This is a genomic window from Streptomyces sp. NPDC111520 (assembly GCF_055635295.1).
This window is the reverse complement of the sequence record NZ_JBVKBW010000002.1, coordinates 410,371-437,178: the sequence shown is the minus strand read 5'-3', so window position 1 is coordinate 437,178 and position 26,808 is coordinate 410,371. Positions and strand designations below refer to the sequence as shown.

Genomic DNA, 26,808 nt, shown 5'->3' with positions numbered 1-26,808 from the left:
TGACCGGATGCTGTTGCACCTCCGCAAGGTGCCGGGGCGAAAGCGCGCTACCTTCCGGTGATGACCCTCACCCAGCAGGCACGGGAGCAGCCATGACCGACACCTCGGCATCCGCCGGTACCTCCGCATCCGCAGCCACCCCCATACCGAGCACGGCGGCGCCGGACGCCATCGTCGTCGGCGCCGGCCCCGGCGGACTCGCCGTCGCGGCGTCGCTGCGGCACCGGGGTGTGCGCACCCTGGTCGTCGAACGGTCGGACGCGGTGGGCGCCTCATGGCGCGGCCACTACGACCGGCTGCGGTTGCACACGACCAGACGCCTTTCCGCGCTCCCCGGACTGGGGATCCCGCGGTCCTACGGCCGCTGGGTGGGCCGCGACGACGTTGTGCGCTACCTGGAGCAGTACGCCGACTTCCACGGGCTGGACGTCGCCACCGGCATAGAGGTGGGGCGGATCGAGCCCGCCGGGGACCCGGCGACCGGGTGGGTGCTCCCGGCCACCGGCGGCCGCCGGCTGACCGCCCGGAGCGTCGTCCTCGCCACCGGCTACAACCACTCGCCGCACCTCCCGGACTGGCCCGGGCGCGACACCTTCGACGGTGAGCTGCTGCACGCCTCTCACTACCGCAACGGCCGGCCCTACGAGGGGCAGGACGTCCTGGTCGTCGGCGTGGGCAACACCGGTGCCGAGATCGCCGTCGACCTCGCGGAATCCGGCGCGGCCCGCGTCCGGCTGGCAGTGCGCACGCCCCCGCACATCATGCGCCGCTCCACGGCCGGATGGCCCGCGCAGCGCACCGGGATCATGGTGCGCCGCTTCCCGACGAAACTGGTCGACGCGATCGCGCCCTTCGTGGAGCGGATCTCCGTGCCGGACCTGTCGGCCCACGGACTTCCCCGCCCGGACAACGGGCTCTACTCCCGCGTGCGGGAGGGCGCGATCCCCGTCCAGGACGTCGGCATCATCGACGCCGTCCGGTCCGGCAAGGTCGCGCCCGTGGCCGCCGTCGAGGGCTTCGAAGGACGCGAGGTGCTGCTCGCCGACGGCACGCGGATCACCCCGGACGTGGTGATCGCGGCCACCGGCTACCGGCGCGGCCTGGAACCGCTGGTCGGCCATCTGGGCGTCCTGGACGAGCGGGGCCGGCCCGTGACGCACGGCCGCCGCAGCCCCAAGAACGCCCCGGGCCTGTACTTCACCGGCTTCACCAATCCCATCAGCGGGATGTTCCGTGAAATGGCCATCGACGCACGCCGGATCGCCAAAGCGGTGGCACGGCGGTAGCGAACGCGGCGCGACGGGCACGGAGAGGGTACGGACGAGCATCCGCGGGACCCCACGCAAGGCCTCCGTACCACCTCTGCACGCACCTCCGGCCCTCCCGCGCCACCCCCGTCCGGCTCCACGGCCGACCCTCTCCCCGCCGGCCGCCCGGGCCGCCTTCCCGTGGAGCGCACAGGTTTCTCGCATCCGCCCCGTTCCTGACGGATCGTCAGTTAAGTAATCTGACATTGCGTCAGTTCTCTGGACCCTCGAGCGGGACGGGCGGGACACATGCTTGGTTCGACCTTCAGCACCCTGGGCACCGATCCCGCGGCGGGCACCGGCGGCCCCGGTCGCCGCACGGACGACCTGGACGTCAGCGGACGTCCGCTGCACGCCCGGGTCCTTGACCTCGACCGCTTCTTCCGGCCCGAATCCCTGGCCGTGGTGGGCGCCTCCGACGCCGAGGGCCGGCCCAACACCGGCATCACCCGGCAGCTCGTCGACTGGGCCGGGCGGGTCGGCGCCCGGCTCCATCCGGTCAATCCCGGCCGCGCGACCGTGTTCGGCCTGCCCTGCCACGCCTCCGTCGCGGACCTCCCCGAGCCGGTCGACCTCGCCGTCCTGCTCGTCGCCGACCCGCTCCCCGTCCTCGAACAGCTCACCGGGGCCACAGCGCGGTTCGCCGTCGTCTTCGCCTCCGGGTTCGCCGAGACGGGGGAGGCCGGCGCCGCCGCCCAGGAACGGCTCGGCCGCGTCGTCGCGGCCGGCGGGCTGCGCCTGCTGGGGCCGAACACCAACCTCAACGCCTTCCAGCCGTTCCGCGAGGACCTCCCCGGCCCGGCGATCGCCCTGATCACCCAGTCCGGCCACCAAGGCCGCCCCGTCTACGCCCTGCAGGAACTCGGCATCCGGCTCAGCCACTGGGCGCCCACGGGCAACGAGGCCGACCTGGAGACGGCCGACTTCCTCTCCTACTTCGCCGGGCGCCCGGAGGTCGGCGCGATCGCCGTCTACGCCGAAGGCCTCAAGGACGGCCGCTCGTTCGCCCTCGCCGCGGACCGCGCGGCCCGCAACGGGGTGCCGGTGGTCATGGTCAAGGTGGGCCGCACCGAGACCGGCACCCGTGCCGCCGCCACCCACACCGGCAAGCTCACCGGCTCCGACGCGGTCGCCGACGCGGCCTTCCGGCAGTTCGGCGTCATCCGTGTCGACGCTCTGGACGAACTCCAGGACACCGCCGCCCTGCTGGCCAGGGCCCGGCCACCGGTCGCCGAAGGCGTGGCCGTCTACTCGATCTCCGGCGGCACCGGGGCGCACTTCGCGGACCTGGCCACCGCCGCCGGCCTGCCGCTGCCCACACTGCCGGGGACGAGGCAGGCCGAACTCCACCAGTGGATACCGCAGTACCTGGACGTCTCCAACCCCGTGGACAGCGGCGGCCACCCCGTCGGCGACTGGCGCGGCCGAAAGATCATCGACGCGCTGCTCGCCGATCCCGCGATCGGCGTCCTTGTCTGCCCGATCACCGGCCCCTTCCCGCCGATGAGCGACAGGCTCGCCCGGGACCTCTGCGAGGCCGCCGAGGCCACCGACAAGCTGGTGTGCGTGATCTGGGGCTCCCCCGTGGGCACCGAGGAGGCCTACCGGACGACTCTGCTGGGCTCCTCCCGGGTGGCCACCTTCCGCACCTTCGGCAACTGCGTGACCGCCGTACGGGCCTGGCTGGACCACCACCGCTTCACCGCCGGCTACCGCTCCCCCTTCGACGAGGCACCGCGCACCCCCTCCTCCTCCGCCCGCAAGGCCCGCGCACTGCTGCACCCCGGCCGCCGGCTGAGCGAGCACGCCGCGAAGCAGCTGCTGCGGGCCTACGGCATCCGCGTCCCGCGCGAGCAGTTGGTCTCCAGCGCCGCCGGTGCCGTACGGGCGGCCGCGCTGGTCGGCTACCCCGTGGTCATGAAGGCGTCCGCCGACCGGCTCGCGCACAAGACCGAGCTCGGCCTGGTGAAGATCGGCCTCACCTCCGCCAGCCAGGTCCGCGACGCGTACCGCGAACTCGCCGACATCGCCCGCTACGAGGGCCTGGACCTCGACGGCGTCCTCGTCTGCCAGATGGTCGAGCCCGGTGTCGAGATGGTCGTCGGCATCAGCCATGACCCGCTCTTCGGGCCCACCGTCACCGCCGGCCTCGGCGGGGTCCTCGTCGAGGTCCTGCGGGACACGGCCGTCCGCGTTCCGCCCTTCGACGCCGCGACCGCGCAGGACATGCTGCGGGAACTGCGCGGCGCCCGGATGCTCGACGGGGTCCGCGGGGCTCCGCCCGCCGACACCGACGCGCTCATCGACGTCATCCTCCGCGTGCAGCGGATGGCGCTCGAACTCGGCGACGGCATCGCCGAACTCGACATCAATCCGCTGATGGTGCTGCCGCGCGGGCAGGGAGCCTGCGCCCTCGACGCACTGGCCGTCTGCCGCCTGGAGAACACCCATGACTGACTCCCCCCGTGGAGTGACGCTCACGGAGCGTGACGACTCCGCGGAATCCGTTGTACTCCACGTCACCGACAACGGGATCTCCCGGCTCACCCTCAACCGCCCTCAGGCGATGAACGCCATTACCCCTGACCTGCGGGAACGCCTCATCGAAAAATTTCTGGAGGCCTCCGCGGACCCCGCCGTGCGGGCCGTCGTCCTGACCGGCGCCGGCCGCCGGGCCTTCTGCGCGGGGGCCGACCTGCGGGGCGGCCCGGCCGGTGCGGACCGGGTGGCGGGCGACGTCGCACGGATGATCCGGTCCGGGGCCCAGCGCCTCGTCGCCGCCGTCCTCGACTGCGAGAAGCCCGTGATCGCCGCGGTGAACGGTACCGCCGCGGGCCTCGGCGCCCATCTCGCCCTCGCCTGCGACCTGGTCCTGGCCGCCGACACCGCGAAGTTCATCGAGGTCTTCGTCCGCCGCGGCCTCGTCCCCGACGGCGGAGGCGCCTACCTCCTCCCCCGCCTGATCGGCCCGCACCGCGCGAAGGAACTCCTGCTGCTCGGCGACGACCTGCCCGCCGCCTCAGCCGAACGCCTCGGTCTGGTCAACCGCGTCGTCCCCGCCGACGACCTCGACCAGGCCGTCCGCACCCTCGCAGAACGTCTGGCGGCCGGCCCCACCCGCGCCCTCGCCCTGACCAAGCAGCTCGTCAATGCGTCCCTGGACTCCGACCGCGCGACGGCCTTCACCGCCGAGGCGGCCGCGCAGGAGCAGAACATGACCACCGCCGACGCCCAGGAGGGACTGCGCGCCTTCCTCGAACGCCGCCAGCCGGACTTCCGCGGGCGCTGACACCCCGGAGGGTTCACCCGGAGGAGGAAGCGGCCCCCGGCGGCGGCCGGTACTCCTCCAGCAGTCCGGTGCCGTACGCCAGCAGACCACCCGCGAAGACGACGCCGATCACCGCGATCATCACGACCCCGACCTGGAAGGCGACGTGCCGTTGCCGCGCCCACCCGGTGCGGCCCTCCGGGTCCCTGCGCCCCGCGTAGAACGAGGTGACCAGCACCGGCGCCGCGCCGGCACCCGCGACGCACGCCCAGGCGAGCAGGTACGGACCGTTGAGCCACACGACGGGCAGCGCGACCACGGCGGCCGTCGCCACCTCCACCGCCAGGAGGCAGAGCCATCGGGGACGCCCGGTGCGTGCCGCGAGCCGCAGTCCCAGCACCGTCGCCGGCAGGGCGTGCAGGAGGGAGGCGGCCACCGCGCAGGCCCAGACGGGGATGAGGAAGAACGGCAGGAAGCAGCAGGCGAGCGGTTCGTCGAAGACACGCTCCGAGGACGCCTGGGACGGCATGAGGACCATGTGGACCGTTGCCGCGACCGCCACCACCGCGCAGTACGTCGAGACCGCCGCCGCTCGTCCGGCGTCGCCCCACGGGTCGACCGCGGGCCGCACCGGGGACCCCCACCCCACACTCCACCCCATGACGCGCACCGTACGCCCGGGCCTCGACCGCCCTCCGCCCGGCCCTTCACTTCTGACGATCCGTCAGTTTCAATGGAGGCGTGATGGGACAAGCAGGCATGGCGGTCGCCGTCGTCCGCTACCTCCGGTCGGCCGGGGCCGCGACGGCGGCCGGGCGGCTGGATCCGCTGCCGCCGCCCGAACTGCGGGCCGTGCGCCCGGACGAGCGCGCCCCGGTGGACCAGGCGGTGTTCCGCGAGGTGCTGGGGAACTTCGCGAGCGGTGTGACGGTGATCGCGGCGCCCGGGGACGACGCGGAGGGCGGCCCGGCCGGATTCGCCTGCCAGTCGTTCGCCTCGCTGTCGCTCGACCCGCCGCTCGTCGTGTTCATGGTGGCGCGCACGTCCACCAGCTGGCCGCGCATCGCCCGGGCCGGGGTGTTCTGCGTGAACGTCCTCGGCGCGGAACAGCACGGACTCTGCCGCTCCTTCGCCGTGAGCGGCGGGGACAAGTTCGCGGGCGTGGCCTGGGACCCGGCACCGGTGACGGGATCGCCCCGGCTGCGCGGGGTGCCCGCGTGGATCGACTGCACGATCCACGCCGTGCACACGGGCGGCGACCACCTGGTGGTCATCGGCCGGGTCCGCGACCTCGGTCGCGCGGCGGAAGGCAGCGGGCCGCTGCTCTTCCACCGCGGCCGCTTCGGCCGGCTCGCCCCTTGACCGCGGCCGGCCCGCGAAGGCCGGCTACGCCGCGAGGGGCAGCGCTCCGGAACCCGGCTCCGCCCGCCGCCGGATGACCAGCGACATGAGCGCCGCCAGCGCGCACAGCGCCCCGGAGGAGTACCAGACCACGTTGTACGTGCCGAAGGCGTCGCGCGCCGCGCCGCCCAGGAACGCCACCAATGCGGCGCCCAGCTGGTGGGAGGCGAGCACCCAGCCGAAGACGATGGCGCTGTCGGCGCCGTAGTACTCGCGGCACAGGGCGATGGTGGGCGGCACGGTGGCGACCCAGTCCAGCCCGTAGAAGACGATGAACAGCACCATGGGCGGGTGGACGGAGTCGCCCAGGAGCACCGGCAGGAACATCAGCGACAGCCCGCGCAGCCCGTAGTAGGTGGCCAGCAGCCGCCGCGGGCTGAAGCGGTCGGTGAACCAGCCGGAGGCTATGGTGCCGGCGATGTCGAAGACGCCGATCACCGCGAGCAGGGAAGCGGCCGCCGTCACCGGCATCCCGTGGTCGTGTGCCGCGGGCACGAAGTGCGTCTTGACCAGGCCGTTCGTCGAGGCGCCACAGATCGCGAAGGTCCCCGCCAGCAGCCAGAACGGGCCGCCTCGGGCGGCGCTGGTCAGCGCCTTGACCGCCCTCGTCGCCGCGCCCGTCACCGGCGGCGGCTTCGGCACGAACTCCTTGGCGCCGTAGGGGGCGAGGCCCACATCGGCCGGGTGGTCCCGCAGCAGCAGGTAGACCAGGGGCGCGACGAGGACCGCGGCACCCGTGACGGTGAGGGCCGCCGCGCGCCAGCCCGCGTGCTCGATGATGACGGAGAGCAGGGGCAGGAAGATCAGCTGCCCCGCCGCGCCGGCCGCGGTCAGGATGCCGGTGACCAGGCCGCGCCGGTGCTCGAACCAGCGGTTGGTCACGGTGGTCGCGAAGGCCAGCGCCATGGAGCCGCTGCCCAGCCCGACGAGGACGCCCCACAGGAGCACGAGCTGCCAGCTCGCGGTCATGAAGACGGTCAGGCCCGCTCCGGTCGCGATGGTGACGAGCGCCGCAGCCACCACCCGGCGGATGCCGAAGCGGTCCATCAGCGCGGCGGCGAACGGCGCCGTCAGCCCGTAGAGGGCGAGGTTCACCGATACCGCCAGGCCGATCATGCCCCGCGACCAGCCGAACTCGCCGTTCAGCGGCTCGATGAGCAGTCCGGGCAGGGAGGCGAACCCCGCGGCGCCGATGAGCGTGACGAAGGCGGCGGCGGCCACCGACCACGCACGGTGGACACGGGGGGTGCGGAACGGCCGGGAACCTTCGGGGACCCTGTCGGCCAGGGTCTGCGCGGGAAGCTCGGGAGTCTGCGTCACCGGATCAGCATCCGGCATCGGTTTCCCCGGAACGAGTGGCCGGATGGCCATGTTGTGTAAGGATCGGGCCATGGCCGTATCCATGGAGACGCCTTCTCGGAACGCAGACCCCGGCACACCGGCGCGCCACCGGATCGCCGTCCTGGTGCAGCACGGGGTGATCCCCTTCGAGGTGGGCATCCCCCACCGCATCTTCGGCGGCGCGAGGGACTCCGGCGGGGCCGACCTGTACGAGGTGGTGACGTGCTCCCCGCACGGTCCCGGACCGGTGCGCGCCGACGCCGACTTCGAGATCCACGTCGCCCACGGCCCCGAGGCGCTGGAGACGGCCGACACGGTCATCGTCCCCGCCGCCCACGAGCGTTCCGTCGCGCACACGGAGGGTCGGCTGCCCAAGGAGATGGCGGCCGCCTTCGCCCGCATCCGCCCCGGGACTCGGCTCGTGTCCATCTGCACCGGGTCGTACTTCCTGGCCGCGGCCGGCTACCTGGACGGTCTGCGCGCCACCACGCACTGGTCGAGTACGGACCACTTCCAGAGGCTCTTCCCCCGGGTGCGGGTCGAGCCGGACGTCCTGTACGTCGACAACGGCGGCATCCTCACCTCCGCGGGCGTCGGCTCGGGCGTCGACCTGTGCCTGCACATCGTCCGCCGCGACCACGGCATCGCCGTCGCGAACGCCAGCGCGCGCCGTACGGTCGTACCGCCGCACCGGGAGGGCGGCCAGGCCCAGTACATCCAGCGGCCCCTCCCCGAGCCCCAGCAGGCCACCACGGCAGCGGCGCGCACCTGGGCGCTGGACCGGCTCGACCGGCCGCTGACGCTGCGCGAGCTGGCCGAGCGCGAGGCGATGAGCGTGCGCACCTTCACCCGGCGGTTCCGGGAGGAGGTGGGCACCAGCCCCGGGCAGTGGCTGACGCAGCAGCGCGTCGAACGCGCCCGGCACCTGCTGGAGTCCAGCGACCTGTCGGTCGACCAGGTCGCCCGGCAGGCCGGGTTCGGCACGGCGGCCTCCATGCGGCAGCACCTCCAGGCCGTCATCGGCGTCTCGCCCAGCGCCTACCGGCGCACCTTCCGGGCGACGGCGGCGATCTGAGGCGGTTCAGAAGGTCAGCACGCCACGCGCCACACGACCGCCCCGGGCGTCCTCCACCGCCTCGGCGAAGTCCTCCACGGGGTAGGTCCGGGTGACGAGTTCGTCCAGCAGGAGCCGGCCCCGCCGGTAGAGGTCGGCGTAGAGCGCGATGTCGCGCTGCGGCCGTGACGAGCCGTAGCGGCAGCCCAGGATGGACTTGTCGAGGTACACGGAGGACACCAGGAAGGACGCCTCGGCGTCCGCCGGCGGCACGCCCAGCAGGACGGCCTGGCCGTGCCGGTCCAGGAGGTCGACGGCCTGGCGGATGAGCCCCACGTGTCCGACGCACTCGAAGACGTGGTCGGCGCCGGTGGGCAGCAGCGCGCGCACCGCCTCCGCGGAGTCCGTGAAGTCGGTGGCACCGAACAGCCGCGCGGGTTCCTCCTTCGCCGGGTTGGTGTCGACGGCGACGATCCGGGAGGCGCCCGCGAGGCGTGCGCCCTGCAGCACGTTCAGGCCGACGCCTCCGGTGCCGATGACCACGACCGTGTCGCCGCGGTCGACGCGGGCGCGGTTGAGCGCGGCACCGACCCCGGTCAGCACCCCGCAGCCGATGAGCGCGGCGGAGGTGAGGGGGATGCCGTCGGGCAGGCGGACGGCCTGGACGGCCTTGACGACGGTCAGTTCCGCGAAGGCCGAGTTGGAGGCGAAGTTGAACAGCGGCTCGCCGTGCCGGCTGAAGGGCCTGCCGGGACGGCCGATCGCCTTGCGGCACATCGTCGGGCGTCCCCGGTCGCAGTCCGGGCAGGTGCCGCAGTTGGCGAGGGTGGACAGGGCCACGTGGTCGCCTGGCGCGACGTGCGAGACGCCCGCGCCGGTCGCCTCCACGACGCCCGCCCCCTCGTGGCCGAGCACGACCGGGACGGGGAAGGGGATGACGCCGTCGACGACGGACAGGTCGCTGTGGCACAGCCCCGCCGCGTGGATGCGGACCAGCACCTCGCCCGGGCCCGGGTCCCGGACCTCGAGGTCGTCGACGACCGCGGGCTGCTTCCCGTCGAAGATCACGCCTCTCATCACCACACCACCGCCTGGAGTTCGCTGTAGGCCTGCAGCCCGAAGGAGCCGCCGTCGCGGCCGACGCCGCTGCGCTTGAAGCCGCCGAACGGCGTCTCGGGATGACGCTGCACGGTGTTGATGCCGACGTTGCCGCTGCGCAGCCGGGCGGCGAGGGCCCAGGCGCGGGCGGTGTCGTCGCCGAAGACGTAGTCGTACAGGCCGTACGGGGTGCCGTTGGCGATCTCGACGGCCTCGTCCTCGGTGTCGTACGCGAGGGCGGCGACGACCGGGCCGAAGACCTCCTCCTGGGCGACCGTCATGTCGGGAGTGACGTCCGCGAGCAGCGTGGGGGCCACGTAGTAGCCCGGTTTGAGGTCGGGGCGCGCACCGCCGGTGACGACGCGGGCGCCCTGTTCACGGGCGCCCGCGACGTAGGCCTCGACGCGGTCGCGCTGGGCGGCGGTGATCAGCGGGCCGACGACGGTGGAGTTATCCACAGGGTCCCCGAGGGTCAGCGAACGGGCGTACTGTTCAAGGGCGGTGATCACCTGCTCGTACCGCCGGCGGGGGACGAGGACACGGGTCGGCGCCGTGCAGATCTGACCTGAATGGAATGCCCATGTTGAACCGACAGCAGATATCGCTGATCTGAGGACGCCGGGAGCGGCGTCTTCGAGGATGACCGCCGCGCCCTTGCCGCCCAGTTCCATCAGGGTCCGCTTCATCGACGCGCCCGCGACGCGGGCGATCGCCCGCCCGACCGCCGTCGAGCCGGTGAAGCTGATCATGTCGACACCGCGGTGCGCGACCAGTGCCTCGCCGGCCGCGGCGCCCGTGCCGGTGATGACGTTGAACACCCCGTCGGGCAGGCCCGCCTCCCGCATGATCCCGCCGAGCAGCAGGCAGGTCAGCGGGTCCTGGGGCGCGGGCTTGGCGACGACGGTGTTCCCCACGGCCAGCGCGGGGGCGACCTTGCCGGCCAGGTTGACCAGAGGGAAGTTGTAGGAGGTGATGCAGGCGACGACACCCACCGGACGCCGTACCGCGGCCGCGTTGACCAGCCCGCCGGGCGCGAGCGGCGAGGCCCTCACGGGCTGCGGCGCGAAGGGGATCGTGTCCGGTTCCAGCGCACCCCGCGCGTAGCGCCGGAAGCGGTCCACCGCTGTAGGCATCTGCATGCTCGACGCGACACGGATCGTCGCTCCCGTCTCCTGCTGGAGCAGCGGTACGAGATCCGCCGACCGCGAGGCGAGGACGTCCGCGATCCGCTCCAGGATCGCGGCGCGCTCCGCCGGGCTCGTACGGGACCAGCCCTCGTACGCCTCCCGGGCGGCGCGCACCGCAGCGTCCACGTCCGCCGGGCCCGCTTCGGGGGCGCGCCCGACGGTCTCCTCCGTGGCCGGATTGACAACTGGATAGTGAGCTCCGGCCGGTTCGTGCCACCGGCCGCCGATCCAGTGGCCGTACGTCCCGTCGCTGTTCATCCGCGAGGCTCCTTCGGGAGGCCGAGCACCCGCTCGGCGATGATCGTGCGCTGGATCTCGTCCGAGCCGCCGTAGATGGTGTCCGCGCGGCTGAACAGGAACATGTGCTGGGCCTGGTCGAGTTCGTAGGGTCGTGCCGGCTCCCACGGCGCAGGGCCGGCCGCGGCAGGGGCGCCGCCGACGGCGACGGCCAGTTCGCCGAGCCGCTGGTGCCAGCCGCCCCAGAGCAGCTTGGCGACGCTCGGGGCGGCGGGGTCGGTGGTGCCCAGCGTGCGCAGGGCGTTCCAGCGCATGACGCGCAACTCGGCCCACTGCCGCACCAGCCGGTCCCGCAGCACGGGGTCGGCCGCCGCCCCGGTGGCGACCGCGCGGTCGACGACCTGGCGCAGTTCGCGTTCGAAACCGATCTGCTGCACGAGGGTGGAGACCCCGCGCTCGAAGCCGAGGAGGGACATGGCGACCTGCCAGCCGTGGCCCTCCTCGCCGACGAGGTGGGCGGCGGCGGCGCGCGCCCCGTCGAAGAAGACCTCGTTGAACTCGGCCGTGCCGGTCAGCTGGCGGATGGGGCGCACCTCGATCCTGCCGGGCTGGTCCATGGGGACGAGCAGGAAGCCCAGTCCGTGGTGGCGCCGCGAGTCGGGATCGGTGCGGGCCAGGACGAAGCACCAGTCGGCGTGCTGGGCGAGGGAGGTCCAGATCTTCTGGCCGGTCACGCGGTAGCAGGGGCCCTCGGCGTCGTGGTCGCGAACGGCCGCGGTCCTCACACCGGCGAGGTCGGAGCCCGCTCCGGGCTCGCTGTACCCCTGGCACCACAGTTCCTCGCCGCGGGCGACGGGTGGCAGGAAGCGGTCGCGCTGGTCGGGGGTGCCGTGCGCCTCCAGGGTGGGGGCCAGCAGGTTCTCGCCGATGTGCCCGGACCGGGCGGGCGCCCCGGCACGGGCGTACTCCTCGCCCCAGGCGACCTGTTGGGGCAGGGTGGCGCGGCGGTTGCCGTACTCGCCGCGCCAGCCGAGCCCGATCCATCCGGCGGCACCGAGTTCCCGCTCCCACTCCCGCCCGGACACACGGTCCGGGTGCGCGCTCAGCCACGCCCGTGCCTCCGCGCGGAAGGCTTCAGTCTCCGGGCCGAAGGTGAAGTCCATGGTCCGCCCTCTCCTCGGTACGGGGCCGTCACTGCCTTCGGACGGCGGCAGCGGCGGCACGCATGGCCTCGAGTTGGGCGAGCATCGGCATGGGGTCGGTGCCGACCGTGCCCGGCAGGGCAGTGGCGATGCGCTGCGGTGTCCACCCCTCGCCGTCCGCGTAGGCGGCGCGCAGTTCGCGTGGCTGGGCCCATACCGCGATCTTGGGTCCGGCGACGGTGTAGACCTGTCCGGTGATGTCGCGGGCGTGGTCGCTGAGCAGGAAGACGACCATGGCGGCGACGTCCTCGGGTTCGCCGATCTCGGCCAGTTCCAGGGGCACGTTGGCGGACATGCGGGTGCGTGCCACGGGGGCCACGCAGTTGGCGGTCACCCCGTAGCGGTGCAGTCCGAGCGCGGCGCTGCGCACCAGCGAGATGATCCCGCCCTTGGCCGCGGAGTAGTTGGCCTGGGAGACGCTGCCCTGGTGGTTGCCGCTGGTGAAGCCGACGAGGGTGCCCGTGCCCTGTCGGCGCATCACAGCGGAGGCGGCGCGGAAGACGGTGAAGGTGCCCTTCAGGTGGGTGGCCAGGACCGGGTCCCACTCGTCCTCGCCCATGTTGAAGAGCATGCGTTCGCGCAGGATCCCGGCGACGCAGACGACCCCGTCGACGCGGCCGTAGGTCTCCACCGCGGTGGAGACGATCCGTTCGCCGCCCGCCATGGAGGAGACGTCGTCGGTCACCGCGGTGGCCTCGCCATCGGCCGCCTCGATCTCCTTCACGACGGCGGCGGCGACCTCGCCGGTCGGCTCGCGGCCGTCGACCGCGACGCCGTAGTCGTTGACGACGACCTTGGCACCTTCGGCCGCGCACGCGAGGGCGACGGCCCGCCCGATGCCTCGCCCGGCGCCGGTGACCGCGACGACCTTTCCGCTCAGGAAGTTGCCCACGTCCGGTCCCGCCCCTTCTCAAAGTTTCTGACGGACCGTTAGATTTTAGGAGCACGGACGCACCCCAGCACAAGCCCTGAGACCGGGAGGCAGCGATGGCGTTCCCCGCCGAGTTCCACGACATCGCCAAGCGCGTCAACAACTGGGGCCGCTGGGGGGAGGCCGACGAGACCGGCACCCTCAACCTGATCACCGACGAGGTCGTCCGCGCGGCGGCCGGCACCGTGCGCAGCGGACGCCGCGTGCCGCTCGCGCTGCCCCTTCAGCAGGACGGGGTGCAGACGGGCATGATCCCGGGCCGGGTGAACCCGCTGCGCACCATGGTGATGCTCAACCACGAGATGTTCGGCCCGGGCACGGTCGCCACCAGCGACGACATCGTCACCATGGGGCTGCAGGCGGCGACCCATTGGGACGCCCTGACCCACGTCTCGCACTCGGGGCGCATCTACAACGGCCGGCCGGCCGGCTCCGTCACCGCCCACGGCGGGGCGGCGTTCAGCGGCATGGAGAAGATCACGACACTGCTCTCCCGCGGCGTCCTGCTCGACGTGGCCCGCGCCCGCGGCACGGACCGGCTGCCCGGCGACCACGCCGTCACCCCCGACGACCTCGACGCGGCCGAGGAACTGGCCCGCACCACGGTCCGCGCCGGGGATATCGTCCTGGTCCGCACCGGCCAGATGCGGGTGTACCTCGCGGGCGACAAGCACGCCTACGCCTTCCCGTCACCGGGGCTGTCGGTGCGCACCCCCGAGTGGTTCCACGCCCGTGACGTCGCCGCGGTCGCCAACGACACACTGACCTTCGAGATCTTCCCGCCGGAGATCGACGACCTGTGGCTCGCCGTCCACGCCCTGGACCTGGTGGAGATGGGCATGCTCCAGGGCCAGAACTGGAACCTCGAGGCGCTGTCGGAGGCCTGCGCCGAGGAGGGGCGGTACGCGTTCCTGCTGGACGCCACGCCGCAGCCCTTCGTGGGCGGGGTCGGCAGTCCGGTCGCGCCGGTGGCGGTGCTCTGAGGACGGCCCCTCGGTCCGTACGGCCGGAAGACCCGTGCGTTCGGGATCGTACGGGGGGCGGGAAAGACCCGTACGTTCAGAAGGCGGGGCGGCGGATCAGCCCGCCGACGGACTGCGCGGGGACGATCGCCGGGCGCTCGCTGCGGTCGATCTCGCACCAGATCTGCTTGCCCGCCCCCTCGCGCTGCCAGCCCCAGCGGTCCGCGAGGCCGTCCACGAGTTCGAGTCCCCGGCCGCCGGTCTCGTCGTTGTCGGCGTGCCGCGGGCGCGGCGGGGCGTCGCTGGTGTCGGCCACCTCGACGCGCACGGTCTCCTGTTCACCGCTCTGCGCGGCGCCGGAGGAACGGAAGAGCATCCGCAGCACCGCGGGACAACCGGTGTGCACGACGGCGTTGGTGACCAGTTCGGAGATGAGCAGGATCAGCGTCTCGGCGACCGGCTCGTCGGCTCCTATCCCGGAGCCCGCGAGACGCGAGCGGGCCCACCGACGGGCCCGGCCCACCTCTGCGGGGTCGGGGCCGACCTCAAGTTGAACCTGGAGCACCTGCACCGCTCACACCATCCGAACCGGCGGACACATCGCCTCGCGCCTCGGCAGGGTCACCGTACGTGACCTCATCGCGACCCAGCATGATTGACCCGCAGTCACCGCAACAAGCGCTTCGGGCATATTCCAGCGCAAGGGGGTACGAGTGCTGCATACTGTGCGGGGCTCATTACGGGGCGAATTCGAACAGCCCGGCACAGGCAGCCCACCGGGCACCGAGGCCCCGCCACTGCCGCATCCGTCGCGTTTCGCCACCACACGCACCCGATGGAGCGTACCCGAGGCGGGATCCGACTCCATGGCGTGACAAGTCACACCTCGGACACAACCCGATATCGACGCTCGGGAACCCTTTATCCGTGACGAAACGGCCATAACCAACCAACCGCCTTAAAAGGTGCCATCGAGCAGACCCTCCGCGAGGCTCTCCTCACACTCCGCCACGGACCGGCCCCGGCTCCGCAGGATCCACGACCGCTTGATGTGGAGATGCACCTCCGCCTCCCAGGTGAAACCCATCCCACCGAACACCTGCAGACAGTCGCGGGCGTTGCGGACCGCCGCCTCGTCCGCCAGCAGTCGCGCGGCGGGCGCCTCGCCCGGCGCGCCGGAGACCGCCGCGGCACGCACCGCCGTGCGCGCCATCTCAGCCCGCACCAGCATGTCCGCGCACAGGTGCTTGACCGCCTGGAAGGAACCGATGGGCCGCCCGAACTGCTCCCGGGCGGCGGCGTGACGGACGGCGAGTTCCAAGGTGCGCGCAGCACTGCCGGTCTGCTGGGCCGCGGTCAGCAACTCGCCGGCCGTGCCCCCGCCCACCGTGCCTTCGCCCGCGGGTTCGCCGCCCACGACCCGGTGCAGCGGGGTGAGCGGGTCCACCGAACGCACCGGCTCGGCCTTGTCGTAGGAGCCCAGCACATGGTCGGACGCCTCCAGCCACTCGGCCAGCCCGCCGACGGCCGCGGTGACCACCGCGGTGCCCTCGGCCGCCCCCGGCACGCGGCCGGCCGCCAGGTGCGTCGTCACCAGCGGCCCCGGCAGCAGCGCCCGTCCGGCCTCCTCGAAGACGAGCGCGGCCTCCGGGAGTCCGAGCCCGAGCCCGCCCCGTTCCTCCGGCAGCCGCAGCGCGAAGAACCCCGCCTCCCCCAGCGCCCGCCACATCCCGCGGTCGAGGGTCGCCGGGTTGCCCGCGGCCGCCCCGGCCGCGTCCTCCCGCAGCCGCTCCGCCGGGTACAGGCGCGCCAGCAGCCCGCGGGTTCCCGCGGCGAGGGCCCGTTGGTCCTCGGTGAGGCGGAAGTCCACGGGCGCTCACGCCCCCTTCGGCAGGCCGAGGATCCGCTCGGCGACGATGTTCCGCTGGATCTGCGACGTGCCCGCCGCGATGGTGTAGGAGAGCGAGGAGAGCCGGTCCGCCGTCCACAGGCGGTCGGCGTCCAGCGCCCCGGTGGGCCCGAGGACCTCGGCGGCGGTGTCGTAGAGCTCCTGCCGTGCGTGCGAGTAGCGCAGTTTGAGTACCGAGCCCCCCAAGCCCGGGGCGCCGGCACTGACGTTCCACTGGACCAGCCGCCACAGGACGCCGAACTCCGCCGCCAGCCGGCCCAGCCTGCGCCGCAGCACGGGGTCGTCCCAGGCCCCCGTTTCCCGGGCGGTCAGGGCCAGTTCGCGCAGGGTCCGACGGCAGGCGACGACCTCCCCGGCGAAGGCGGTGCCTCGCTCGAAGGAGAGCGTCACCATCGTGACGCGCCAGCCGTCGTTCTCCGCGCCGACCCGGTTGGCGACCGGCACGCGCACCTCGTCGAGGAACACCTCGGCGAACTCCGTGGTCCCGGCGAGGGTCCGCAGCGGCCGTACCGTCACGCCCGGTGAGTCCATCGGCATCGCCAGCCAGCTGATGCCGCGGTGCCGCGGCGCGCCGGGGTCGGTGCGCACGAGCAGTTCGCACCAGTCGGCGGCCTCGGCGTGCGAGGTCCAGATCTTCGACCCGGTGACCACGTAGGCGTCGCCGTCGCGCACCGCCCGCGTGCGCAGCGACGCCAGGTCCGAGCCCGCCCCCGGCTCGCTGAACCCCTGGCACCACACCTCGTCCCCGCGCAGCACCGGGGGCAGCCAGCGTGCGCGCTGGCCGGCCGTCCCCTCGGCGGCGATGGTGGGCCCGGCGTGCAGCAGGCCGACGAAGTTCGCGCCGACGTAGGGCGCCCCGGCCAGCTCGGTCTCCTCCAGGAAGATCAGCCGCCGGGGCGGGTCGGCGTTCCAGTGCACGTCGGCGTAGCCCGCCTCGTGCAGACGCCGCTGCCAGCCGGTGTCGTACGCCCGCCGGGCGGGCCAGTCGGCGGGGTCCGGCGCGGGCGGCAGGGTGGGCAGCGTCCGGGCGAGCCAGCCGCGCAGCTCCTCCCGGTACGCCAGCTCCGCCTCGGTGTACGTCAGGTCCACCGGTCCGGCTCCAGCCCCAGCATGCGGATGGCGTTGCCGCGCATGAGCTTGTACACCGTCTCGTCGTCGAGGCCCTTCACATGGTCGAGGGCGACCTCCTTGGTGTGCGGGAAGGTCGAGTCGACGTGCGGGTAGTCGGTCTCGAAGGTCGCGTTGTCCCGGCCCACCACGTCGATCGAGGCGACGCCGTGCTTGTCGCGGAAGAAGCAGCAGAAGATCTGCCGGTAGTAGTAGGTGGACGGCGGCTCGGGCACCACGTCGCGCACGCCGCCCCAGGCCCGGTGCTCCTCCCAGACGTCGTCGGCCCGCTCCAGGGCGTAGGGGATCCAGCCCATCTGCCCCTCGCTGTAGGCGAGCGTGAGCCGGGGGTGGCGCACCAGCACCCCGCTGAAGAGGAAGTCCATCATCGAGGCCATCGCGTTGTTGAAGGAGAGCGAGGCCTGGACGGCGGGCGGCGCGTCGGGGGACGCGGCCGGCATCTGCGAGGACGAGCCGATGTGCATGTTGACCACCGTCCCGGTCTCCTCGCAGACCGCGAAGAAGGGGTCCCAGTACCCCGAGTGGATGCTGGGCAGTCCCAGGTGGGTGGGGATCTCGCTGAAGGTGACGGCCCGCACCCCGCGGGCCGCGTTGCGGCGGATCTCCGCGACGGCCAGGCCGACGTCCCACAGCGGGATCAGGCAGAGCGGGATCAGCCGGCCGCCGCTGTCACCGCACCACTCCTCGACCATCCAGTCGTTGTAGGCGCGGACGCAGGCGAGGGCGACCTCCTTGTCCTTGGCCTCGGCGAAGGTCTGGCCGCAGAAGCGCGGGAAGGTGGGGAAGCAGAGCGAGCCCTCGACGTGGTTGAGGTCCATGTCGGCGAGCCGGGCCTTGGGGTCCCAGCAGCCCCGCCGCATCTCCTCGCGGGTGATGCCCTCCAGGGTCATCTCGTCCCGGTCGAAGCCGACGGCGGCGATGTTCCGCTTGTACGGGAACTTCAGGTCCTCGTAGATCCACCAGTCGGTCGGCGGCCCGTCCGGGTCCATCGTGATCTGGTACTTGCCGCCGACGTAGGCGAGCTCCCCGATCCCGGCGGTCAGCGGCTGGGGACCGCGGTCCCGGTACTTCGCCGGCAGCCAGGTCTCGAAGAGGTGCGCGGGTTCGATCACGTGGTCGTCGACGCTGATGATCCGGGGCAGTTCCATCGCTCCCCGCCCTTCCTTGAATCTGATGCATCGTCAGATTCACATTACGCCCGCCGCCCCGGACCGTCCATCGAAGGCGCGCGGACCCTGGACCGCACCCGGCCCGGCACCTACGCTCCGGCCAAGCTGTCTGACGTTGCGTCAGATTCCTGACCGGGAGGAGAAGAAATGCGAAGCCTGGGCGACTCACCGACCCTCTGGGCGCTCATCGCGGGGCGCGCCGCGCTGACCCCCGACGCCCCGGCGCTGCTCGACACCGACGACCGCCGGCTGACCTTCGGGCAGCTGCGCGACCGCGCCGAGCGGGTCGCCGCGGGGCTGCACGCCCGGGGCGTCCGGCCCGGCACCGCGGTGGCCTGGCAGCTGCCGACCCGCATCGAGACGGTGGTCCTCTCGGCGGCCCTCGCCCGGCTGGGCTCCGTGCAGACCCCGATCATGCCCTTCTACCGCGACCACGAGGTCGGCCACATCCTCCGCCAGACGACCCCCGCCCTCTTCGCCGTCCCCGGCACATGGCGCGGCTTCGACCACACCGCGATGGCCCACCGCCTCGGGGCCCACGAGGTCCTGGAGGCCTACGACTGCCTCCCGGAGGGCGACCCGGGCTCGCTCCCGGCCCCGCCCACCGACGGCACCCGGGTACGCTGGATCTACTGGACCTCGGGCACCACCTCCGAACCCAAGGGCGTGCTGCACACCGACCGCAGCCTCATCGCCGGCGGCACCTGCCTCGCCCTCGCCCTGGAACTGGGACCCGACGACGTCGGCTCCGTCGCCTTCCCCTACGCGCACATCGGCGGCCCCGACTACCTGGTCATGCTGCTGCTGTGCGGCTTCCCCGCCCTGCTGCTGGAGCACTTCTCGCTCCCGGAGTCCCTGGAGGCCTACCGCAGGCACGGGGTGACCATGGCGGGCGGCAGCACCGCCTTCTACTCCCTCTTCCTCGCCGAGCAGCGCAAGCAGCCCGCGGGCGGCAGGATCATCCCGACCCTGCGCCTGCTGTCCGGCGGCGGCGCCCCCAAGCCGCCCGAGCTCTACCACGCGGTGGTCCGCGACCTCGGCTGCGCCCTCGCGCACGGCTACGGCATGACCGAGGCCCCCATGATCACCATGGGCTCGCCGCGCGACCCCGTCGACCGGCTCGCCACCACCGAGGGCCGCCCGCCCGCCGCCATGGAGATACGGATCGCCGAGGACGGCGAGGTGAGGCTGCGCGGCGAGGCCGTGTGCCAGGGCTACACGGACCCGCGGCTGACCGAGCGGGCCTTCGACGCGGACGGCTTCCTGCGCACCGGGGACGTCGGCAGGCTGACCTCGGACGGATATTTGGTCCTGACCGGGCGCCTCAAGGACATCATCATCCGAAAGGGTGAGAACGTCTCGGCCAAGGAGATCGAGGAACTCCTCTACGCCCACCCCGGCGTCGCCGACGCCGCCGTGATCGGCCTGCCCGACCCCGAACGCGGGGAACGCGTCTGCGCCGTCGTCGAGCAGCCGCGGGACGCCGGACCGCTCACCCTCGCCGAGGTCACGGCCTTCCTCCGCGAGGCGGGCCTGGCCGTCCACAAACTGCCCGAACAGCTCGAGGTGGTGGACGCGCTGCCGCGGAACGAGACCCTGCGCAAGGTGCTGAAGTACAAGCTCAGGGAGCGCTTTACGAAAGCGTGAGGCACGTCCGGCGCAAAGCCGCGTAACCTCCTCCGCAAGAGTTCCAGAGGGGAAGGGTCACGGTGGGCACACAGGACGGCCAGGACCGGGCGCAGGACGGCCTGGAGGAAGGTCCCGGCACAGGTCCGGAAAGCGGCCCGCAGGACGGCCCGCAGGATCCCCTCGAACTGCTCCGGCAGGGCGACGCCGCACTGGACGCGGGCGAACTCACACAGGCGCGCGTCCACTTCGAGACCGCGGAACGGCTGCTGGACGCGGACCCGGCGGCCGACGACGCCCGGCGCGCCGCAGCCCTGCGCGGCCGGGCCGTCTCCCACCTGCTGGCGGGCGAGGTGCGCTACGCCTCCCATCTGCTGGAGGAGGGCATCACCCGGCTGGAGCGGCGGACCGCCCCGGACGGTGCCCGGCCCGATCCCGACGCCCTGCTGATGCTGTACATCGCGTCGATCGGCCCGTACACCGACCTGGGCGCATACGCCCGGGCCGCGCACGCCGCGGAGCAGGCGCTCAACCTCGCTCCCGAGGCGGGTGATCCGGCCCTGGTCGCCCAGATGCACCGCAGCATCGCCCGCACCCTGATCGTCGCGGGCCGCACCGGCGAGGCCGAGGCGTCGCTGGCCAAGGCGCAGGAGCTGTTCCAGCGACTGGAGTTGCACACGGACCTGGCCCACTGCCACTGGATGCGCGGCTACGTCCACTCCCAGGACGGCGACCTGGAGCAGGCCGAGCGCGAGTTGCGCACCGCCCGCGACATGCTGTCCGCCGGCCGGTCCGTGCTGTTCACGGTGCAGGTCGAGGTGGAGTTGGCGGACGTGCTGCGGCGGCGCGGCAAGCCCGCCGAGGCCGAGGAGCTGCTGACCCGGCTGCTGGACGAGCTCGGCCCGTGGCGCGGTGCCGTCCACGCCGGCGGCGCGCACCGGCTGCTCGGTCTGCTGGCCGAGGAGCGCGGCGACCCGGAGGCGGCGGAGGAGCACTACGTGTCCGCCCTGGCGCTGCTGGAACGCGCGGGAGCCGCCGGGGACCTGGCGGACATCTGCCGGCTGCTCGGCGACCTGCTGCGCCGCTCCGGCCGCGTCGAGGCCGCGCTGGACGCCTACCGGACGGGCCTGGGCCACCGGGCGGCGATCGGCACCACCACACTGGGACCCGCCCCGGCCGACACCTGACCCCGGCCGACCGCCCACCCGGGCCCACACCTCACCCGGCCCCACGCCTCACCCGGGCCGCCCCGCCGCGCGGGGCGGCTCAGGGCTCGCGGACGGTGTTCACGTAGCCCGTGCCGCCCGCGGCGAGGCCGTCGACCGCCTTCTCCACCTCCGCCTGGGACAGCGCCTTCCGGGCGTCGTGGTAGAACCAGTCGACCTGCATGTCCCAGGTGCGCTTCCCCGCGAACGGCAGGTCCACGAACCAGGTGTTGAAGTTCACGGACATGTTCTGGGTCGGGTAGTACTTCCCCCCGGTGCGGAACAGCTCGTGCCCGTCGAGGCTGTAGGTCACGACACCGTGGGCGGCGGTGGTGACGAGGGTGTGCCACCCCTGGAGGGCGGCCGTCGTGGCCCGGGTCACCCGGTCCCCCTCCCTGGCGCTGCGCCAGGTCGTCGTGTCGAGCCGCGGACCGGGCGCGCCCCAGCCCCCGTTGGGCTGGTACTCGTTGTCGAGCTCGCTGTACTCGGCGTGGTGGTGGGGCGAGATCATGAAGAAGGTCTCGTTGATGTGGTCGCCGTTGCGGCCGCTCTCCGGTTCGTCCGCGAAGCGGATCCGGGCGGCGAAGGTCCCGGTCAGGAACTTCGTGCCGGTGGTGTGCACCTCGGCCTGCGTGGTGCCGCGCCGCGTCCCGTCGGTGGCGGCGCGCAGCCGCAGGACCTGACCGCCCAGGGCGCTCTTGTCCGCGGGGAAGGCGACCCCCCGCGACGACCACGTGTCGTGGATGCCGGGCCCGCCCCCGCTGGTGCGGACCAGCCAGCCGTGGGCGCGCAGCGCCGGATCCCGGGGTCCGCTGTAGCGGAAGTCGTCGAAGACGATCCCGGGAGGCGGCGCGGGCCGTGCCGCGCCCGCGGCGGAGCCCCGGGGAGGCGTGCCGGCCTCACCGTCCGGCTCGTCGCCCCAGACGTGCCTGCCGTCCAGGTAGCCGGTGACCAGCTTCGACGGCCGGAAGGTGTCGTGGGCGGGGCTGAACGACCGGTCGTCGCGCTGGTCCACCTTCCCGCCGGGACGGTACAGCTGGACCCCGATGGCGCCGCTCTTCGCGCCGGGCGCCAGGGTGCCCGCCGCCTTGGTGAAGGTGATCTCCAGGTAGTGGTCGGCGTTCGCCGCCGGGCCGTCCAGGGCGACGGTCCGCCCGTCGACGTCCGAGCAGCCGACCGAGGCCTGGACGCAGTTGAACGCGTACGGCGTGCCGCCGTCCTGCGTGAAGTAGTACCGGACCGCCACGTCGGCGAGGCGCACCCGGTGGTCGGAGGTGTTGACGACCTCCAGCCACGGCCGGGCCGTGCCGGCGGACACCGGTGTGCCCGCCTTGTAGCGGACGGTGAGCTCCGGCGGCGGCTGCTGCGCCTCGCGCCACTCGGGGTACAGCGCCGTGACGCCCGCGCCGACGGCGGCCGCCAGCAGCAGGTACCCGGCCGCCCTCCGGACGGGGCGGCGCCGTTTGCCGTGACCGGCGGGGACAGGGCGCTCGGGCCGGACGGAGGGACGGACGGAGGGGCGGGCAGAACCCACGGAAGCTCCTAGCACGGTGGAGGGGCGATGCCGAGGGCATGCCATGCGGTCTCCGCGACGCGGCCGGACCGGACGGGACGGGACGGGAACGGACGCGCCGCCTACGGGGCGGTGTCGCGCACGGGCCCGGCCGGGCCGACGGCGCCGAGGGCCGGTGGCGCGGTCCCGGGGTGCACGGACGCGTCCCATGGGTCCCACGTCCCGCCGGCGGCCTCCCGGCGCTGGTGCGGCAGGTGGGGCTGCGGGTGGGCCTGCCCGGCGGGCTCGAACGCGATGTCGTCGTGGGCGCCGCCGACCTCGATCCGGGCGCGGGTCCCCCAGTTGGTGCGCCGCAGCGTCGCCAGGGACCACAACCGCAGGGGCAGCAGCAGGCCGATGTTGAGCAGGGCGTACAGCGGGGCGGCGAGGAAGGTCAGCAGCCGGTCGGCGATCCGCACCTGCGCGGCGCCGCGCAGGTAGTGGACGGAGCGCACCCAGGCCATGACGCACATGTAGGCGAGGTAGCCGGCCAGCAGCGTCCAGCCCCGCGGGTGCATCACCACCGCGACGAGCGCCGCGAGCAGTCCCGCGGTGAAGGCGACCCAGGTGACCAGCTCGACGAGGTTCAGCCACCAGTACATGCGGTGCAGGCGGAGCTTGGCGAGCAGCAGGAAGCCCTCACGGATGAACGACTTGCCCCAGCGGATCTGCTGGCGCACGTAGTGACCGAGGCGCTCGGGGACGTCGGTGTAGCCGACCGCCGAGGGCTGGATCAGGGAGAGTCCCTCGGTGAGGCAGTAGTACGTCAGGCGCCGGTCGTCCCCGAAGGTCGCCGGGCGGCCGAGGAACCGCTGGTCGAGGAAGTCGTCGAGGTGCTTGCGGACGACCCACCCGCGGTACATGGCCAGCGACCCGCAGGCACAGAGCACCGAGCCGAGGCGGGAGTAGGCGACCCGCTCGCCGAGGAAGGCGTTGACGTACCGCATGTCGATCAGGCGGGTCAGGAGGTTGGTGCCGCGGTTGTGGGCGAGCACCAGCCCGGTGACGCACTGGACCCGGCGCTTGGCGAAGGGCTGGGCGAGCTCGGCGACGGCGTGCCGGTCGAGCAGGGTGTCGGAGTCGACGCACAGGTAGACGTCCGCCAGCGGCTCCTTCCCGAAGCCGGCGGCGAGCCCGTGGCGCTTGCCGCGGTTGTCGGGGAACCGGACGAAGTCGAGACGGACCCCGGCGCGCTCGAACTGCGGGCGCATCTCCTGGACCAGGGCCCCCGCCGAGTGGTCCTCGGAGCAGTCGTCGACCACGGTGAGGGAGTGCGGCAGCAGGGTCTGCGCCAGGACCGACTCCAGGCAGCCGCGCAGCATCGCCGGGGCCTCGTTGTAGACCGTGATCACGGCGTGGATGCGCAGCCGGGTCACCGGCTTGTCGAAGGCGAGCTCCGGACGGCGGCGCCGGCGGACGGAGAGCAGCAGTTTGACGGCGAGGAGTGCACCGACGGTCACTCCGTACCAGTGCACATGACGAAGGGACCACGAGACGTGGTCCCATGCACCCGCGAGATCGAGCATGGGCGGTGGAGACCTCCGAACGAACGCCCCCACCCGCCGGACAGAACCTTGAACACGTGTTCTGCGCACGAAGGTAACCCGAGCGGGGGGACGACGAAAGGTGCGTCCTCCGAAGATTTCGCCCGAGGGGCCGCAATCGGGCCTCCAGGGACGCCTCATGGACGAAGCGGACACCGGATGTGAGAGTGCTCACACAGGACTTGGCGGACCCGCCCGCCCCTCGGAGGCGCGCCTTAGGCGGACATCGGCCCCGCGGTGTCGTCGGTGGCGGCCTCCAGGTCGGGGAAGACCTCGAAGAGCCGGCGTACGCCGAGCGCGGCCAGCACCCGGTTGACGTGCGCGACGCCGTCGGAGGGGCTGTTCCGGGGGAGGATCAGGCGCAGTTGCCCGGCACAGGACCGCATCAGCCGCCGGGCGGCGATCAGCACGCCCACACCGCTGGAGTCGCAGAAGTGGACCCCGGCCAGGTCCAGCACCACACTGTGCCGCCCGTCGGCCACCGCGTCGTGCACGTGCTGGCGCACAACCGGCGCGGTCACGAGATCCATCTCCCCGGACACGGTCAGGACCACCCAACCGTCCCGTTCGTCCTGCAACACCTGCAATGCCACTGTCTGGCCCTTCTCCTGGCAGCGGTCGTACAGACCCTATGCCCCGCCGGAGCCGCTTCCCCGCAATCTTCCGGTCACACCCGGGTAACGCATTACCAGAATCGATCAGTTATGGCAGAAGCTTGCCGCAAGGCGCCGTACGTGGCAGCAATCGGCGGATACATTCGATCCGAGGCAGTGCGACCGTAGTAGGGCGACGGCGACAAAGGGGGAGACGCGATGGCGGCATCCGCACCACCCCGCTGGGACCGCAAGATGCAGCAGCGGCTCGCGCGCGGCGAGGAGGCCGCGCTCGGAGAGCTGTACGACCGCTACGCCTCCCTCGTGCACAGCCTCGCCCACCGCGTCATGGACGACGAGGAGGCCGCCGCCCAGATCACCCGCGAGGTCTTCGGCTACATCTGGGAGAACCCGGACGCCTACGACCCCAAACAGGGTTCGCTGCGCTCCTGGGTCGCCGGCCTCACCCAGCGCCAGGCCGTCCACCGGCTGCGCCAGTCCGAGAACCGCGGCGCCGGCACCCCCGAGCAGGTGGAGGCCCGGGTCCGCGAGGCCTCGACGGCCGCCCGCGCCGACTACATCGTGACCTCCATGCCCGAACCCCTGCGCCAGGCCCTCGACCTCGCCTACCGCCGCCGCATGGACTACCGCGAGGCCGCCGCCGACCTCGGGGTCACCGAGGACGAGGCCCGCCGCCGCCTGCGGCTCGGGCTCCAGTTGCTGTCCACCGCCGTCCAGGACTCCGCGCCCCGGGGAAGGTCCCTGTGAACGGACCGGCCGAGAACGGCGAGACTCCCCCGCCCGGGACCAACCTGCCCCGGGTGCCGATGCCGCGCGGCGCCGCAGAGGACGGTCCGCTGCCCGAGGCCGGACCCGCGGCCCCGGCCCTGTCCCCGTCCCCTTCCTCACCCGAGACGGCGCGCGAGACGGCGCGCGAACCCGCGCGGGAGCCCGCGCGGTCCGGTCCCCCGGAGTACGACCACCGCGTACTGCGCTCCCTGCTCGGCGCGTGGGCGCTGTCGGCCTGCTCCCGCGACGAGGCCGGCGCCGTCGACGTCCACCTGACCGACTGCGCGCCCTGCGCCGAGGAGGCGATGCGGCTGCGCCGCGCGGTGGGCCTGCTGCACCAGGAGGAGTCCCTCGACCTCGACCCGCTGTTGCGCGCCCGGGTCCTGGAGGGCTGCCTGGGGCGCCGCCCGGCGCGCATCCCCGTCCCCGAGTGGGCCGCCCCCTACGACGCCGAGACCGCGCGCCTGGACGCGCTCCTCGCCGACCTCGGCGAACCCGAGTGGGACATGCCGGTCAAGCTGGTCTGGGCCGGCGGGGCGCGCGAGCTGACGCTCTGCGGCGTCCTCGCCCACCTCGGCTCGGTGGACGGCGTCGTCGCCACCGCCCTCGGCCTCGACGACCCGCTCGGCCCGGGCGCGCCCCGTACGCGCCTGGAGCGCACCGAGCTGGCCGGCGAGCGCTGCCGCCGCCACACGCACGCCTTCGTCCGCAACAAGTGGCGCACCCAGACCCGGGACATCGTGCGGACGCTGTCCTTCGCCGGGTCCGCGACCGGCGGCCTGCCGGTGGACTTCACCGACGCCGTGGTGCCGATGCGGGACGCCCTGATCGACCGCGCCTTCGAGTGCTGGATCCACGCCGAGGACATCGCGCAGGCGCTGGACTACCCCGAGTACGGGCCGCCGGCGGCGCCGCACCTCAACCGCATGATCGACCTCGCGGCCCGGATGCTGCCCACCGCCCTGGCCGCGCTCCGGCAGGCGGGGCTGGCCGAGTCCTCCGCCCGTCTGGTGCGGGCCGGCGCCCCCGGCCGCACCCTCGACCTCCACGTCGAGGGCTCCGGCGGCGGCCACTGGTACATCTCCCTGGACTCGCCCGGCGCGATCGGCACCCCCGAGGCGGTGGTCGCCGAGATCGCCGTCGACCAGCTCGACTTCTGCCAGCTGGCCGCCGGCCACATCGCCCCCGGCCGCATCGCCGCCGGCCGCGACGGGGACGGCGCGGCGATCCGGGACGTCCTGTACGCCACGGCATCGTTGTCACGCCTCTAGGGCCCGCACCCGCCCGCCCGCCCGCCCTCCGCCG

The 26,808-nt window shown here is 73.2% G+C and carries 23 protein-coding genes; 10 read left to right on the top strand and 13 right to left on the bottom strand.

Annotation, left to right across the window (positions count from 1 at the left end):
* The first annotated feature begins 92 nt into the window (after nucleotides 1-92).
* The 3 genes from ACZ7MY_RS06045 (at nucleotide 93) to ACZ7MY_RS06035 (ending at nucleotide 4,596) form a co-directional block, all read left to right on the top strand.
* The gene (locus ACZ7MY_RS06045; RefSeq protein ID WP_499599948.1) at nucleotides 93-1,286 is read left to right on the top strand and encodes a flavin-containing monooxygenase; all 1,194 of its coding nucleotides are present in this window, start codon (nucleotides 93-95) and stop codon (nucleotides 1,284-1,286) included.
* A 270-nt stretch (nucleotides 1,287-1,556) separates the two neighbouring features.
* Nucleotides 1,557-3,764 carry an acetate--CoA ligase family protein gene (locus tag ACZ7MY_RS06040; protein WP_499599946.1) on the top strand — a complete coding sequence of 736 codons (2,208 nt, stop codon included), beginning with the start codon at nucleotides 1,557-1,559 and terminating at the stop codon, nucleotides 3,762-3,764.
* Nucleotides 3,757-4,596, top strand: coding sequence for an enoyl-CoA hydratase/isomerase family protein (locus ACZ7MY_RS06035; RefSeq protein ID WP_499599944.1), 840 nt, complete (start codon nucleotides 3,757-3,759; stop codon nucleotides 4,594-4,596). The genes ACZ7MY_RS06040 and ACZ7MY_RS06035 overlap by 8 nt, the downstream gene beginning before the upstream one ends.
* A gap of 13 nt (nucleotides 4,597-4,609) precedes the next feature.
* Here the strand turns inward: ACZ7MY_RS06035 and ACZ7MY_RS06030 are convergent, their stop codons facing one another.
* The gene (locus ACZ7MY_RS06030; protein ID WP_499599942.1) at nucleotides 4,610-5,236 is read right to left on the bottom strand and encodes a hypothetical protein; all 627 of its coding nucleotides are present in this window, start codon (nucleotides 5,234-5,236) and stop codon (nucleotides 4,610-4,612) included.
* A gap of 83 nt (nucleotides 5,237-5,319) precedes the next feature.
* Between ACZ7MY_RS06030 and ACZ7MY_RS06025 the strand changes: the two genes are divergently transcribed.
* Nucleotides 5,320-5,937, top strand: coding sequence for a flavin reductase family protein (locus tag ACZ7MY_RS06025; RefSeq protein ID WP_499599940.1), 618 nt, complete (start codon nucleotides 5,320-5,322; stop codon nucleotides 5,935-5,937).
* A 24-nt stretch (nucleotides 5,938-5,961) separates the two neighbouring features.
* Here ACZ7MY_RS06025 and ACZ7MY_RS06020 read toward each other — a convergent pair whose 3' ends face one another.
* Nucleotides 5,962-7,296 carry an MFS transporter gene (locus ACZ7MY_RS06020; RefSeq protein ID WP_499599938.1) on the bottom strand — a complete coding sequence of 445 codons (1,335 nt, stop codon included), beginning with the start codon at nucleotides 7,294-7,296 and terminating at the stop codon, nucleotides 5,962-5,964.
* 70 nt (nucleotides 7,297-7,366) lie between these two features.
* Here ACZ7MY_RS06020 and ACZ7MY_RS06015 point away from each other — a divergent pair, with 70 nt between their 5' ends.
* Entirely contained in the window at nucleotides 7,367-8,392 is a 1,026-nt protein-coding gene (locus ACZ7MY_RS06015; RefSeq protein ID WP_499599936.1) for a GlxA family transcriptional regulator, read from the top strand.
* A gap of 6 nt (nucleotides 8,393-8,398) precedes the next feature.
* Here the strand turns inward: ACZ7MY_RS06015 and ACZ7MY_RS06010 are convergent, their stop codons facing one another.
* Genes ACZ7MY_RS06010 through ACZ7MY_RS05995 form a run of 4 tightly spaced genes read right to left on the bottom strand, consistent with a single transcriptional unit; the run spans nucleotide 8,399 to nucleotide 12,987 of the window.
* Nucleotides 8,399-9,448, bottom strand: a complete 1,050-nt coding sequence (locus ACZ7MY_RS06010; RefSeq protein ID WP_499599934.1) for a Zn-dependent alcohol dehydrogenase — start codon at nucleotides 9,446-9,448, stop codon at nucleotides 8,399-8,401.
* Complete coding sequence (locus tag ACZ7MY_RS06005) at nucleotides 9,448-10,914, bottom strand: aldehyde dehydrogenase family protein (protein ID WP_499599932.1); 1,467 nt, start codon at nucleotides 10,912-10,914, stop codon at nucleotides 9,448-9,450. Before ACZ7MY_RS06005 ends, ACZ7MY_RS06010 begins: the two co-directional genes overlap by 1 nt.
* Nucleotides 10,911-12,056 carry an acyl-CoA dehydrogenase family protein gene (locus tag ACZ7MY_RS06000; protein WP_499599930.1) on the bottom strand — a complete coding sequence of 382 codons (1,146 nt, stop codon included), beginning with the start codon at nucleotides 12,054-12,056 and terminating at the stop codon, nucleotides 10,911-10,913. Before ACZ7MY_RS06000 ends, ACZ7MY_RS06005 begins: the two co-directional genes overlap by 4 nt.
* Before the next feature lie 28 nt (nucleotides 12,057-12,084).
* Nucleotides 12,085-12,987 carry an SDR family oxidoreductase gene (locus ACZ7MY_RS05995; RefSeq protein WP_499599928.1) on the bottom strand — a complete coding sequence of 301 codons (903 nt, stop codon included), beginning with the start codon at nucleotides 12,985-12,987 and terminating at the stop codon, nucleotides 12,085-12,087.
* A 95-nt stretch (nucleotides 12,988-13,082) separates the two neighbouring features.
* On the opposite strand from ACZ7MY_RS05995, the gene ACZ7MY_RS05990 reads away from it, so the two are divergent.
* Nucleotides 13,083-14,009, top strand: coding sequence for a cyclase family protein (locus ACZ7MY_RS05990; RefSeq protein ID WP_499599927.1), 927 nt, complete (start codon nucleotides 13,083-13,085; stop codon nucleotides 14,007-14,009).
* A gap of 76 nt (nucleotides 14,010-14,085) precedes the next feature.
* Here the strand turns inward: ACZ7MY_RS05990 and ACZ7MY_RS05985 are convergent, their stop codons facing one another.
* The 4 genes from ACZ7MY_RS05985 to ACZ7MY_RS05970 all read right to left on the bottom strand — a co-directional run bounded on the left by ACZ7MY_RS05985 (nucleotide 14,086) and on the right by ACZ7MY_RS05970 (nucleotide 18,173).
* The gene (locus ACZ7MY_RS05985; protein WP_499599926.1) at nucleotides 14,086-14,559 is read right to left on the bottom strand and encodes an ATP-binding protein; all 474 of its coding nucleotides are present in this window, start codon (nucleotides 14,557-14,559) and stop codon (nucleotides 14,086-14,088) included.
* 387 nt (nucleotides 14,560-14,946) lie between these two features.
* The gene (locus ACZ7MY_RS05980) at nucleotides 14,947-15,858 is read right to left on the bottom strand and encodes an acyl-CoA dehydrogenase family protein (protein ID WP_499599925.1); all 912 of its coding nucleotides are present in this window, start codon (nucleotides 15,856-15,858) and stop codon (nucleotides 14,947-14,949) included.
* A gap of 6 nt (nucleotides 15,859-15,864) precedes the next feature.
* On the bottom strand, nucleotides 15,865-16,986 hold the full coding sequence (locus ACZ7MY_RS05975) for an acyl-CoA dehydrogenase family protein (RefSeq protein WP_499599923.1): 1,122 nt from the start codon (nucleotides 16,984-16,986) through the stop codon (nucleotides 15,865-15,867).
* The gene (locus ACZ7MY_RS05970; RefSeq protein ID WP_499599922.1) at nucleotides 16,977-18,173 is read right to left on the bottom strand and encodes an amidohydrolase family protein; all 1,197 of its coding nucleotides are present in this window, start codon (nucleotides 18,171-18,173) and stop codon (nucleotides 16,977-16,979) included. Before ACZ7MY_RS05970 ends, ACZ7MY_RS05975 begins: the two co-directional genes overlap by 10 nt.
* A gap of 168 nt (nucleotides 18,174-18,341) precedes the next feature.
* On the opposite strand from ACZ7MY_RS05970, the gene ACZ7MY_RS05965 reads away from it, so the two are divergent.
* Nucleotides 18,342-19,841, top strand: coding sequence for a class I adenylate-forming enzyme family protein (locus tag ACZ7MY_RS05965; protein WP_499599920.1), 1,500 nt, complete (start codon nucleotides 18,342-18,344; stop codon nucleotides 19,839-19,841).
* A gap of 62 nt (nucleotides 19,842-19,903) precedes the next feature.
* A complete protein-coding gene (locus ACZ7MY_RS05960; RefSeq protein WP_499599919.1) occupies nucleotides 19,904-21,007 on the top strand; it encodes a tetratricopeptide repeat protein in 1,104 nt (367 codons plus the stop codon).
* Between the two features lie 79 nt (nucleotides 21,008-21,086).
* Here ACZ7MY_RS05960 and ACZ7MY_RS05955 read toward each other — a convergent pair whose 3' ends face one another.
* From ACZ7MY_RS05955 to ACZ7MY_RS05945, 3 genes are all read right to left on the bottom strand, one after another.
* Nucleotides 21,087-22,559, bottom strand: coding sequence for a cellulose binding domain-containing protein (locus ACZ7MY_RS05955; protein WP_499599917.1), 1,473 nt, complete (start codon nucleotides 22,557-22,559; stop codon nucleotides 21,087-21,089).
* Between the two features lie 101 nt (nucleotides 22,560-22,660).
* Nucleotides 22,661-24,037 (bottom strand): glycosyltransferase, encoded by a 1,377-nt coding sequence (locus ACZ7MY_RS05950; protein WP_499599915.1) that lies wholly within the window; start codon nucleotides 24,035-24,037, stop codon nucleotides 22,661-22,663.
* Nucleotides 24,038-24,336: 299 nt separating this feature from the next.
* A complete protein-coding gene (locus tag ACZ7MY_RS05945) occupies nucleotides 24,337-24,714 on the bottom strand; it encodes an STAS domain-containing protein (RefSeq protein WP_499599914.1) in 378 nt (125 codons plus the stop codon).
* A gap of 219 nt (nucleotides 24,715-24,933) precedes the next feature.
* On the opposite strand from ACZ7MY_RS05945, the gene ACZ7MY_RS05940 reads away from it, so the two are divergent.
* Nucleotides 24,934-25,482, top strand: a complete 549-nt coding sequence (locus tag ACZ7MY_RS05940; RefSeq protein ID WP_499599912.1) for a sigma-70 family RNA polymerase sigma factor — start codon at nucleotides 24,934-24,936, stop codon at nucleotides 25,480-25,482.
* Nucleotides 25,479-26,774 (top strand): maleylpyruvate isomerase N-terminal domain-containing protein, encoded by a 1,296-nt coding sequence (locus ACZ7MY_RS05935; protein ID WP_499599910.1) that lies wholly within the window; start codon nucleotides 25,479-25,481, stop codon nucleotides 26,772-26,774. Before ACZ7MY_RS05940 ends, ACZ7MY_RS05935 begins: the two co-directional genes overlap by 4 nt.
* Nucleotides 26,775-26,808 lie beyond the last annotated feature (34 nt).

Excerpts from the sequence above, each read along its gene's own strand:
- ACZ7MY_RS05940 (WP_499599912.1), top strand. The coding sequence starts at position 24,934 with ATGGCGGCATCCGCACCACCCCGCTGGGACCGCAAGATGCAGCAGCGG.
- ACZ7MY_RS05990 (WP_499599927.1), top strand. The coding sequence starts at position 13,083 with ATGGCGTTCCCCGCCGAGTTCCACGACATCGCCAAGCGCGTCAACAAC.
- ACZ7MY_RS06030 (WP_499599942.1), bottom strand. The coding sequence starts at position 5,236 with ATGGGGTGGAGTGTGGGGTGGGGGTCCCCGGTGCGGCCCGCGGTCGAC.
- ACZ7MY_RS06025 (WP_499599940.1), top strand. The coding sequence starts at position 5,320 with ATGGGACAAGCAGGCATGGCGGTCGCCGTCGTCCGCTACCTCCGGTCG.
- ACZ7MY_RS06000 (WP_499599930.1), bottom strand. The coding sequence starts at position 12,056 with ATGGACTTCACCTTCGGCCCGGAGACTGAAGCCTTCCGCGCGGAGGCA.
- ACZ7MY_RS05965 (WP_499599920.1), top strand. The coding sequence starts at position 18,342 with ATGCGAAGCCTGGGCGACTCACCGACCCTCTGGGCGCTCATCGCGGGG.
- ACZ7MY_RS06045 (WP_499599948.1), top strand. The coding sequence starts at position 93 with ATGACCGACACCTCGGCATCCGCCGGTACCTCCGCATCCGCAGCCACC.
- ACZ7MY_RS06040 (WP_499599946.1), top strand. The coding sequence starts at position 1,557 with ATGCTTGGTTCGACCTTCAGCACCCTGGGCACCGATCCCGCGGCGGGC.
- ACZ7MY_RS06010 (WP_499599934.1), bottom strand. The coding sequence starts at position 9,448 with ATGAGAGGCGTGATCTTCGACGGGAAGCAGCCCGCGGTCGTCGACGAC.
- ACZ7MY_RS06015 (WP_499599936.1), top strand. The coding sequence starts at position 7,367 with ATGGCCGTATCCATGGAGACGCCTTCTCGGAACGCAGACCCCGGCACA.
- ACZ7MY_RS06035 (WP_499599944.1), top strand. The coding sequence starts at position 3,757 with ATGACTGACTCCCCCCGTGGAGTGACGCTCACGGAGCGTGACGACTCC.
- ACZ7MY_RS05970 (WP_499599922.1), bottom strand. The coding sequence starts at position 18,173 with ATGGAACTGCCCCGGATCATCAGCGTCGACGACCACGTGATCGAACCC.
- ACZ7MY_RS06005 (WP_499599932.1), bottom strand. The coding sequence starts at position 10,914 with ATGAACAGCGACGGGACGTACGGCCACTGGATCGGCGGCCGGTGGCAC.